This window comes from Sporosarcina saromensis (genome assembly GCF_054901285.1).
The window spans coordinates 595,001-597,500 of record NZ_CM142738.1; the positions used below are offsets into that span (position 1 = coordinate 595,001).

General features: G+C 50.9%; 9 tRNA genes and 3 rRNA genes (2 of these 12 cut by a window edge). All 12 read right to left on the reverse strand.

Annotation, left to right across the window (positions count from 1 at the left end):
• Nucleotides 1–930, reverse strand: a 16S ribosomal RNA gene (locus ACVHUV_RS02830) (it extends 623 nt beyond the left edge of the window).
• 144 nt (nt 931–1,074) lie between these two features.
• Nucleotides 1,075–1,150 (reverse strand) — tRNA-Ala (locus ACVHUV_RS02835).
• 5 nt (nt 1,151–1,155) lie between these two features.
• A tRNA-Pro gene (locus ACVHUV_RS02840) sits at nt 1,156–1,232 on the reverse strand.
• Between the two features lie 8 nt (nt 1,233–1,240).
• Nucleotides 1,241–1,317: transfer RNA gene (locus ACVHUV_RS02845), tRNA-Arg, on the reverse strand.
• A 21-nt stretch (nt 1,318–1,338) separates the two neighbouring features.
• Nucleotides 1,339–1,427 (reverse strand) — tRNA-Leu (locus tag ACVHUV_RS02850).
• Between the two features lie 9 nt (nt 1,428–1,436).
• Nucleotides 1,437–1,511: transfer RNA gene (locus tag ACVHUV_RS02855), tRNA-Gly, on the reverse strand.
• Nucleotides 1,512–1,520: 9 nt separating this feature from the next.
• Nucleotides 1,521–1,602: transfer RNA gene (locus ACVHUV_RS02860), tRNA-Leu, on the reverse strand.
• A 32-nt stretch (nt 1,603–1,634) separates the two neighbouring features.
• Nucleotides 1,635–1,710: transfer RNA gene (locus ACVHUV_RS02865), tRNA-Lys, on the reverse strand.
• A 5-nt stretch (nt 1,711–1,715) separates the two neighbouring features.
• Nucleotides 1,716–1,791 (reverse strand) — tRNA-Thr (locus tag ACVHUV_RS02870).
• A 20-nt stretch (nt 1,792–1,811) separates the two neighbouring features.
• Nucleotides 1,812–1,887: transfer RNA gene (locus tag ACVHUV_RS02875), tRNA-Val, on the reverse strand.
• 27 nt (nt 1,888–1,914) lie between these two features.
• Nucleotides 1,915–2,030, reverse strand: a 5S ribosomal RNA gene (gene rrf / locus ACVHUV_RS02880).
• 159 nt (nt 2,031–2,189) lie between these two features.
• Nucleotides 2,190–2,500: ribosomal RNA gene (locus ACVHUV_RS02885) — 23S ribosomal RNA — on the reverse strand; it runs 2,621 nt beyond the window's last position.

The following is a 2,500-nucleotide window of genomic DNA, read 5'->3' on the forward strand; positions in this document are numbered from 1 at the left end:
CAATTCCTTTGAGTTTCAGCCTTGCGGCCGTACTCCCCAGGCGGAGTGCTTAATGCGTTAGCTGCAGCACTAAGGGGCGGAAACCCCCTAACACTTAGCACTCATCGTTTACGGCGTGGACTACCAGGGTATCTAATCCTGTTTGCTCCCCACGCTTTCGCGCCTCAGCGTCAGTTACAGACCAGAAAGCCGCCTTCGCCACTGGTGTTCCTCCACATCTCTACGCATTTCACCGCTACACGTGGAATTCCGCTTTCCTCTTCTGTACTCAAGTCCTCCAGTTTCCAATGACCCTCCACGGTTGAGCCGTGGGCTTTCACATCAGACTTAAAGGACCGCCTGCGCGCGCTTTACGCCCAATAATTCCGGACAACGCTTGCCACCTACGTATTACCGCGGCTGCTGGCACGTAGTTAGCCGTGGCTTTCTAACGAGGTACCGTCAAGGTACGAGCAGTTACTCTCGTACTTGTTCTTCCCTCGCAACAGAGCTTTACGATTCCGAAAACCTTCTTCGCTCACGCGGCGTTGCTCCATCAGACTTTCGTCCATTGTGGAAGATTCCCTACTGCTGCCTCCCGTAGGAGTCTGGGCCGTGTCTCAGTCCCAGTGTGGCCGATCACCCTCTCAGGTCGGCTACGCATCGTCGCCTTGGTAGGCCGTTACCCCACCAACTAGCTAATGCGCCGCGGGCCCATCCTGCAGTGACAGCCGAAACCGTCTTTCAGAGTTCTTCCATGCGGAAGAACCGATTATTCGGTATTAGCCCCGGTTTCCCGGAGTTATCCCCATCTGCAGGGCAGGTTGCCCACGTGTTACTCACCCGTCCGCCGCTAATATCAGGGAGCAAGCTCCCTTCAATCCGCTCGACTTGCATGTATTAGGCACGCCGCCAGCGTTCGTCCTGAGCCAGGATCAAACTCTCCATAAAAGAAGAAAATGAATAGCTCATTTCTTGCTGGCATCATTTAAGATGTCAATTTTGAATCCGGAGATTCGAGTTGTTCGTTCACCGACAAGTCGGCTTCAGAACTTTATTTGTTGACGTTTTGCTGTTCAGTTTTCAAGGTTCATATGGTGGAGCCTAGCGGGATCGAACCGCTGACCTCCTGCGTGCAAGGCAGGCGCTCTCCCAGCTGAGCTAAGGCCCCAAAAATGGTCGGGAAGACAGGATTCGAACCTGCGACCCCTTGGTCCCAAACCAAGTGCTCTACCAAGCTGAGCTACTTCCCGTTAAATAATGGCGCGCCCGACAGGAGTCGAACCCATAACCTTCTGATCCGTAGTCAGACGCTCTATCCAATTGAGCTACGGGCGCATTATAATATTTTATAAAACATGGTGCCGAGAACCGGAATCGAACCGGTACGGTAGTCACCTACCGCAGGATTTTAAGTCCTGTGCGTCTGCCAGTTCCGCCACCCCGGCTAATAAAAGTGGAGCGGAAGACGGGATTCGAACCCGCGACCCCGACCTTGGCAAGGTCGTATTCTACCACTGAACTACTTCCGCATATAAAAGTGCGGGTGAAGGGAGTCGAACCCCCACGCCTTGCGGCACTAGATCCTAAGTCTAGCGTGTCTGCCAGTTCCACCACACCCGCATTATATTTCCTGTGAATACTATCAAGGAAAATGGTGAGCCATGCAGGATTCGAACCTGCGACCCTCTGATTAAAAGTCAGATGCTCTACCGACTGAGCTAATGGCTCTAAAATGGTGCCGGCGAAAGGACTTGAACCCTCAACCTACTGATTACAAGTCAGTTGCTCTACCAGTTGAGCTACACCGGCTAAGTGTAAAATAAATAATATGGTGGAGGATGACGGGTTCGAACCGCCGACCCCCTGCTTGTAAGGCAGGTGCTCTCCCAGCTGAGCTAATCCTCCATTGGTTATATATAATAAGAATCAATCGCCTGGCGACGTCCTACTCTCACAGGGGGAAGCCCCCTACTACCATCGGCGCTGAAGAACTTAACTTCCGTGTTCGGTATGGGAACGGGTGTGACCTCTTCGCCATCGTCACCAGACTTTTAATATCCTTTTCAAGGACATTAGTTATTATATCAACTCTTATTAAAAACGCAAGTACTTTTTTAAAAATACTTTTAAACGAATCTTGTTCGTTCAAAACTGAATAAAACCAACATTGTTGCTAAACACAAGTTCAACCATACTTAATTAACATAAAGGATAAGTCCTCGATCGATTAGTATCCGTCAGCTGCACGTGTCGCCACGCTTCCACCCCGGACCTATCTACCTCATCATCTTTGAGGATCTTACTTACTTGCGTAATGGGAAATCTCATCTTGAGGGGGGCTTCATGCTTAGATGCTTTCAGCATTTATCCCGTCCATACATAGCTACCCAGCGATGCCTTTGGCAAGACAACTGGTACACCAGCGGTATGTCCATCCCGGTCCTCTCGTACTAAGGACAGCTCCTCTCAAATTTCCTACGCCCGCGACGGATAGGGACCGAACTGTCTCACGACGTTC